Origin of the sequence: Streptomyces caeni (assembly GCF_042678285.1) — a bacterium.
Lineage (GTDB): Bacteria > Actinomycetota > Actinomycetes > Streptomycetales > Streptomycetaceae > Streptomyces > Streptomyces caeni.
The window spans coordinates 1-8,297 of sequence record NZ_JBHUDX010000082.1; the positions used below are offsets into that span (position 1 = coordinate 1).

Genomic DNA, 8,297 nt, shown 5'->3' on the forward strand with positions numbered 1-8,297 from the left:
GGACGCGTGGCTGTGGCTCGTGGAACTGGAACTTGAGCTCCAGGAGGACACCGAGTTCCACGCGTTCGACAGGCTGTTGCCCAGACCGGAGCAGTACTCCACACAGGTGTTGTAGAGCGCGTCGGCCATGAGCCCCGCAACGAAGAACTCGCCGATGCACAGGTCCTCGATGCAGTGCCCGCTCGGGTCCGTCCCGGTCAGCGGGGCGTCGGCGACGTAGGCGTAGGGGTTGGCGTCGGCGCTCCGGCCGACGGCCGGGACATCGACGGTGTCGGCGGAGTTGAAGCCCCCCGTGTCCGGGGTGTACCAGCGGGCGTGCATGTTCACGTTGCCGGTGGCCGGGTCGGTGAACTCACCCTGATAGCCAACGGTTCCGGCGAGCGTGGAGGCGGTGACCGTGCCCCACGGGTCGTAGCTGGCCGAGCCGGTCAGCGTCGTGCCGGTGGCGGTGAACTGGCCGACCAGGTCGCCGTGCAGATCCGTCCAGGCCAGTGTCGCCCCGGTGGGGCCGGACTCGCCGGCCAGAGCACCGGAGGCGTCCCGGCTGTAGGTGGTCGCGCCGTCGGAGGCCACCATGTTGCCGGTGCCGGAGTAGGTCAGTGTGGTCGAGCCCGCGGTGATCGCCCGGCCCAGCGCGTCGTAGGTGTAGGACGTGGAACCGGCGGTGATCTGCTGGCCGTAGGCGTCGAAGGTGTAGGCGGTGGAGTCCTTCGAGGCCAGGGTGCCGCGGGCGGTGTAGGTGTAGGTGTGCGTGCCGTCCGAGGTCAGCTGGTCGCGGGCGTTGTACGTGTACGTGGTCGAACCCGCGGTCAGGCGGTTGCCGGCGCCGTCGTAGGTGTACGCGGTCGTGGTGCCGTCCTTGGTCCAGGACGTCAGCCGACCCGCGTGGTCGTAGCCGTAGGTGTTGGTGGAGGCGCCCTGGACTCCGGTCGTGGTCTTCGACGTCAGGTCGCCGGCCTCGTCCCACCCGTAGACGGCCTTGGCGACCGTGGTACCCGAGGCGGTGGCCAGCGTGTCGGACGTCTCGCGGTGCAGGCCGTCGTAGCCGTAGCTGCGCACGTCGCCCGAGCTGCCGTAGGTGACGGTGGTGAGCTGGGAGAGGCTGTTGTAGCCGTAGGTCAGCGTGGTGCCGGTGGCCGCGTCGGTGTCCGTCGCCGGACGCCCGTCGCTGTCGTAGGTGTAGGTGCTGGTGCCGGAGGCGTCGATGCGGGTCAGCGGGGACTCGTCCGCGTTGTAGGTGAACGAGGAGTTGCCGGCCTGGCCGGAGACGGTCAGCACGTCCCCCAGCGCGTTGGAACCGTAGGTCTCCGACATGCCGTCGACAGCCGAGGCGACCAGGTGCCGGTCGAGGGAGTAGTCGAAGGTACGGGTCGCGGTGGGGGCGTCGGCGCCGGTGGCGCTCTGCGAGGTCAGGTCGCCGAGGGCGTCGTAGGCGTTGGTGAGGGTGATGCCGCCGGGGTCGCTCTGGCCGGTCAGCTCGCCGAGGGCGTCGTAGGTGTAGGTGGTGGTGCGGTCGGCGGCGGTGGTGTAGCCGGTGACTGCCGGTACTTCCTTCGAGGCGGGCAGGCCGAGGGAGTTGTAGGTGTAGTAGGTGGTGTTGCCGTTGCCGTCGGTGTAGGCCGTCTGGTGGCCCGCGGCGTCGTAGCCGAACGCGGTGGTGATGGAGGTGGTGCCGCTGACCGGCTCGCTCTGGCCGGTGAGGTCGCCGGCCGCGTCGTAGGTGTAGCCGGTGGTGTGGCCCAGGGCGTCGGTCGTGCTGAGCAGGTGGCCGCCGGGGCTGTAGGTGGCGGAGGTGGAGGCGAGCACGGTGCCGTCCGGAGCCTTCTGGGCGGTGGCGGTCTTGCGGCCGGCCGCGTCATAGGTCGCCGTCTGGATGCTCTGGTCCGGCAGGACGGTCTTCACCACGTTGCCGCGCAGGTCGTAGGTGTAGTGGGTGGTGTCGCCGGTGGTGTCGGCCCGGGTGAGGGTGTTACCGAGGGCGTCGTAGGTGTAGGAGGCGCTGACGCCGGTGGCGGAGGTCGTCGTCGCGGGCAGGCCCGCGGTGTTGTAGGCGGTGTCGGTCTCCTCCTTCGTCTGGGTGCTCGTGGAGGTGTAGACGTAGCCCCAGGTGCTGGTGGCGCGGCCCAGGTCGTCGTAGGTGCGGTGGGTGACGGACCCGTAGGGGGAGGTCTGGGTGAGCTGGTTGCCGGCCAGGTCGTAGGAGTAGGTGAAGGTGCCGCGGGTGGGGGTGCCGGAGATGTCGATGGCCGGGTCGGTCCGCTTCACCTGGTCGCCGAGCTGGTCGTAGGCGTAGTCGGTCTGGTTGCCCTTGGCGTCGGTCTCGGTGAGGACGTTGCCGTCGGCGTCGTAGGTCCAGGCGGTGGTGGCCAGGGTCGGCAGGGTGGTGCCGGTCCTGCGGCCGTCGCGGTCGTAGGCGGTGGCGATGATGTTGCCGTCCGGGTCCTCGGACTCGGTGCGCTCCCCGAAGGTGTCGTAGCCGGCCAGGGTGGTCGGGTAGACGGTGGCGGTGGTGCCGGTTGCCGGGTCGGTGGTGGTGATCGCCGGGTCGGTGGTCGTGGTGAGCCGGCCGGCCTCGTCGTTGGTGTAGTGGTGGACGCCGCTCTCCGGGTCGGTCACGGTGACCGCCAGGCCCCGCTGGTCGTACGTCCAGTGGGTGGTGAGCGTGGTGGTGCTGTCGACGTACTGGGCGGCGGACAGCTTGTTCCCGGCCGCGTCGTAGGTGTAGGTCCACTGCTGCGCCGGGTCACCGGCCGTGTCGGTCCGGTTCACGGTCAGGATGTGCGAGTCGGCGTCGAAGGTGTACGCGGTGGTCTGGCCGGTGCCGCCCGGGTCGACGGTGGCCGCGGTGGTGCGCCCGGCCGCGTCAACGGTGTAGTCGGTGGTGAGGGTGCCGTTTTCGGTGGTCGTGGCGATCAGGTTCCCGGCCGCGTCGTAGGTGTCCTGCTCGCTGATGGACGAGGTGCCCGAGGCGCCGGTGTGGGTGACCTGCTGGGTCAGGCCGTTGTCGTAGTAGGCGTAGGTCGTGGTGACGCCGATCGGATCGGTGAGGGTGGCCAGCCGTCCGGCCGGGTCGTAGGTGCGGGTCTCCAGCAGCGTGGCCGTGGGGTTCTGGGCGGTGGCCGAGGAGCCGGTGTAGTTGGTGAGGGTGGTGGTCAGCCGGTTGCCGTCGGCGTCGTAGGTGTAGGCGTACGTCTGGCCGCCGGGGTCGCTCTCGCCCGTCCGGTGACCGTAGGTGTCGTAGGTGTATGTGGTGGTGTGCTGCTCGGGGTCGGTGACGGAGGCGACCTCGCCGTGGTTGTTGTAGGCGGTCGTGGTGGTGCGGGCCGTGTCCGAGCCGGTCGTGTCGGAGACCGTGCTGGTCAGCACGTTGCCGTCGGTGTCGTATGTGAGGGTGGTGCGCGCGGTGTGGACGCTGCCGCTGACGGCGTCGGTGGTGGCGGGGGCGAGCCGGGTCAGGACGCGTCCCAGCGGGTCGTAGGTGTAGCTGGTGGTCAGGCCGCTGGGGTAGGTGTCGGAGATCTCGGTCCGGGTCAGCACGCGGCCCAGGCCGTCGTAGGTGTAGCGGATGGTCAGGCCGAGCGGCGTGACCTCCTGTGCCAGGTCGCCGTCGGCGTAGTAGGTGTATGACGTGGTGGCCCCGCCGGGCGTCTTGGCGGAGGCCTTCAGGCCGGCCGGGACGGTGGTACCGGAGTCGTAACCGGCCGTGCTGCTGGTGGTGTAGGTGTTGGTGGTGGTCAGGCCGGAGCTGTGGCCGGTGACCGCGGGGGTGGTGCTGGTCAGCAGGTTGCCGTCGGTGTCGTAGGTGTACGACGTGCGGTAGGTGGTGTCCGAGGAGCTCGCCGAGCGGCCGTCGGAGGAGGTCAGCGGCTTGTCGTTGCGCGGGTCGGTCGCCGAGGACGAGTTGAGGTAGTACGTGTAGTAGGAGGTCGAGCAGAGGTTCGATGCCTGCGACTGGCAGGTGGTTTTCGACACGGTGTTGCCGCGGGCGTCGTGGCCGGTGGTGGTGACGTCGCCGTCCGGGTCGGTGAGCGTGTGGAGGTAGCCGGAGGTGTCGTAGCCGTAGGACGTCTGCGCGCCTCTCGCGTCGGTGGCGGAGATGATCCTGGCCCCGTGGGACAGGTCGTAGCTGCTGGAGATGCTCTTGTTGCCGGGGTCGGTGACCGTCACCGTCTCGGTCGCCACCGTCCCCGAGGACTGCTGGTAGGCGTTCCACTGGTCTGTGGCCTGTGCCGCGGTGAGCGAGTGCTGGTAGAACGCGACCTCGGCGATCGAGCCCGGGAAGTAGCTGACCTCCGCCGGCGAGTCGATCCAGGACTTCGCGTATCCGGCGCCGATGTAGGTGATGGTGTTGGACTGGTCGTTGGGGGTGCCGGAGAACGTGCCCTGCTGGGTGCCGTCCAGGTACAGGGTCTGGGTGGTGCCGTTTGAGGTGAGCACCGCGTGGTGCCAGGCGTTGTCGGTCACCGTGCCGGTCGAGCCGAAAGCGGCGCCGCCGGAGCCGCTGACGCTCCACCAGTGACCGTGCAGCTTGCCGTCCGAGCCCACGTACAGCACCGGGTCCCAGGTGCCGGAGGCGGTGGTGGTTCCGTCGATTGCCACCGACTGGTCGCCGATCAGCACGCCCGGTGCGGAGGTCTTGAACCACAGGCTCACCGCACGGCTCGTGCTCTGGTGCAGCAGATCGGCGGGGGCGGACACATAGCTGGTGGAGCCGTCGAAGGATGCCGCCGTGCCGGCTGTGCTGTCCTTGGAGCTCAGCGGCCCGCTGACGCCGAGGGTGACGTTGTTGTAGGTGCCGTCGCCGCCGTTGACCTCGTCCGCCGCATACGTCGCCGCGGACAGGTCGCCCAGCCGCCAGTATCCGGCCGGGCCGGCGCCCAGGACCGAGGCCCGGTAGACCGCGCTGGAACCGGCCACACTCGGGGCGCCCACCTGCCAGCTGCCGCCGTGCTCGTCGGTCACCGCGGTGACGCGGCTGGCCGCTCTGTCGTAGAAGACGCTCGCCTGGACGCGGCCCGAGGGCTTGGCCGCCCCGGTCAGGTAGGCCGCGCTCGTCGTGCCGAACGCGTGCAGGTCCGCGACCTGGCTTGCGGTCAGCGGGTGGGTGTAGAACGCGACGTCGGAGATCGACCCGCTGAAGTAGCTGACATCCCCGGGCGAGTCGATCCAGTACTGCGCGTAGCCCGCACCGATGTAGGTGTAGGTGTTGAACTGATCGGACGGCGTACCCGAGAACGTCGCCTGCTGGGAGCCGTCCACATACAGCGTCTGGGTGGCCCCGTCCGAGGACAGCACCGCGTGGTGCCAGGCGTTGTCGTTCACCGTGCCGGTCGAGCCGAAGGGGTCCGAGCCGGAGCCCGTCACGCTCCACCAGTGACCGTGCAGCTTGCCGTCCGAGCCCACATACAGCACCGGATTCCAGGTGCCGGACGCGCCGGAGGTACCGTCGATCACCTTCGACTGGTCACCGATCAGCACGCCCGGTGAGGACGTCTTGAACCATAGGCTCACCGCACGGCTGGTGCTCTGGTGCAGCACGTCGGACGGCACCGACACATGACTGCTGGAGCCGTTGAAGTGAGCCGCGGTGGCACTCGATCCGGCCAGCGGACTCGGATCCGACCCCAGCGTCACGTTCTTGTACGTGCCGACGTCGTTCTGCTCGTTGGCCAGCACCGACGAGGCCGCCATCGAACTGCCCGACGGCTCATCAAGCCTCCAGTATGAGTGGGGGCCGGCGTCCAGGGCCGCGGCCGGGTAGTCCGAGCCCGCGGTGTAGGTGTAGGCGTAGCACGAGGTCGAGGCGGTCGCCGGGGCCGACTCCGACGGCGGGCACACGCTGGTCAGCTGATCCCCGCTGTACCCGTACGTCCACAGGATCGCCGTCGAGGCGTCCCCTGCCGTCGCGTCATCGGTGGTGACCGTCGCCACGTGCGGATGCGCGGCCCCGGACGGGGTCGACCAGGTGAAGTACAGCGAACGCCCGCTCGTGTTCTGTGCCTGCGTCAGCTGGTGGGAGGCGTTGTAGGTGAACGTCTCGGACAGACCCGCATGCGTGGTGATCTTCGACAGCAGCCAGGTGTTCGTCCCGCCTGAGGCGCCGAACGTGTACGTCGTGCCGGAGGTGTCCAGCAGCGAGTAGCCGCCGCCGGACAGGTCGGTCAGCGTCGCGTACGTCCCCTGCGGCGGCACATACCCGGATGAGGAGTAGCCGTAGCGCGACTGCCGGCCACTGCCGTCGGTGATGACGACGTTCTTGGAGCCGTCGTCGTCCATGACGGCCTTCGCATCGGCCTGCGCCGACCACCCCGCGCCGAACGCCCCCGAGGTGCGCATGTCCTGCGAGTTGTAGGACCGCTCCACATCCAGCGCCGGCCCCACACCCGCCACCTGGGCATCCGTGACGCTGGTGGTGTAGTTGCCCGCGACCTCGTCGAAACCGTGCCCGGAGTTCTGCGCCAGCCGGGAGGCGACCAGAGGCTGCGCCACGGTCGGTGTGAAATAGCTCGTGGCGCTCGTCTTCGTCGACCAGCCGTCATAGGCCGACACCGTCCAGTAGTACGACTTGCCCCACGCCAGCTTCCCCGACGGCACCGTCCAGCGCACCGACGAGTGGTACCCGGAGGAGGTGATCTGACTGCCCGAGGAGTCGTAGACCGCGAAGTCGTAGGTCAGGAAGGAGTTCGGCCACGTGTCCGGGTCCACCGCCTGGACCTGCAGTTGCGGGGTCAGCGATGGCGCGGCGTAGTTCGGCTTCGGCCAGGTGTGCTCGATGTCCGGGGCGACGTTCGGCGCATAGGTCAGCGTCAGGTAGGGCGCGTGGCTGGTCACGTGGGAGGAGTCGAACTGCTTCCACCCGGTGTTGTTCGTGCCGGAGGAGAACAGCGCGACCCCGTTGTCCGTGGTCGTGCCCAGCGCGATGTCCTGCCAGTACGACGTGGACAGGTTGGTGGTCTGCCACTGGCCCGTCGAGGGGTCCAGCGACGAGTTCGAGCAGACCGTCGACGACGGCGTGCCCGACCACGTCCCGATCGACGAGGCCGTGCTCGGCCCCGGCCACGACTTGCTGCCGGTGACGTACCACGAGGTGGTGACCGGATACACCGAATACGACGACGACGAACCGCAGGTGTAGGACCAGATGTCGAAGACGGACACCGAGGCCGCGGTGATGTGATACCCGTCGTTCCTGGGTATGCCGGGGAACTTCAGATACGACTCGGCGATGTGGCCGCCGCCGTCATAGGTGCCGATCTTCAGCACGTTCGACGAGGAGAAGTCCTGGTTGTAGGGGTATTCCACGTACGTGGTCAGCTTCTGTCCCGCGGTGGAGGCGGTCATCGTCGGGTCCACGGTGACCGGGAACCTGATCGACGAGCCTGCCAGCCAGTTCGGGTCCAGGGTCATCTTCACGGCCGGGCTGCCGTCCACCGAGGTGACCGAGTACGTCATCGCCCAGTTCTCGTGGCGCTCCCCGGACACGGGATCCACAAAGGAGTCGTAGGCGAACGCCTGCGGCAGCGTCGCCCGCACCGCGCCGGAGGAATCCACCAACTCCACCGTGCCGTCCGAAGCCGTGCTCAAAGACAGCCCCTTGAGCGACATCGGGAACACCCATGTCGTCGGAGCAGAAGCCGAGGTGAGAACCAGCGACTCCTTGATTCCGTCGGCAGTCGGCTGCAGAACGAGCTTGGTGTCGGTCAGGATGCCGTCGTACTCCGCCGTCGAGCCGGACACCGACACCGGCACGTCGCTCGCGCCCTGAAGAGACCAGGACACCGACTCGGAAGACGACAGCGTCAACGTCGCCAACGGACCGGTCGACGAGTTGCCCGTCGTCACCGAGTCCGTCGGCACCACAGACGACGACCCAGCCGACTCATACACCGCGGGAGACATCCGCCACGGCAGCGACGCCGGCGAAACCAGCGCAGCCGAATCGGCGTGCGCCCCCTCGGCACCCGCGTGTGCCGATGCGGGCCGCGCTCCCGAGCCGGACTTGGACGTCGAGGACGTCGACAAGGATGCCGCCCCCGAGGACGCGGCGAACGCCACCCCCAGCGAGTTGTCCTTCTCGTGGTAGCGGCCGTCACCGCCCTTCGTCAGCTCCGTATCGATCGACTGCCAACCACCACTGCTGGTCTTGTAGTTGACGCGGCCCTGGAAGAACTTCCGGGTATACGTTCCGTCAGCGTTGGCGAAGTAATCGAAGTTCGAGCCGGACTTGGCCGCCACGCGCTTTGAGAGGGCGGTATGTGACGTAGTGCCGCGTTTGTTGTCGCTGGAACGTGTGGCAC

1 protein-coding gene is annotated in these 8,297 nt (G+C 68.7%); it reads right to left on the reverse strand.

The genetic code is table 11. From position 1 onward, the window contains the following. The coding region (locus tag ACFSL4_RS26525; protein ID WP_381087912.1) for a LamG-like jellyroll fold domain-containing protein at positions 1–8,235 on the reverse strand (8,235 nt) is incomplete at its 3' end. Positions 8,236–8,297 lie beyond the last annotated feature (62 nt).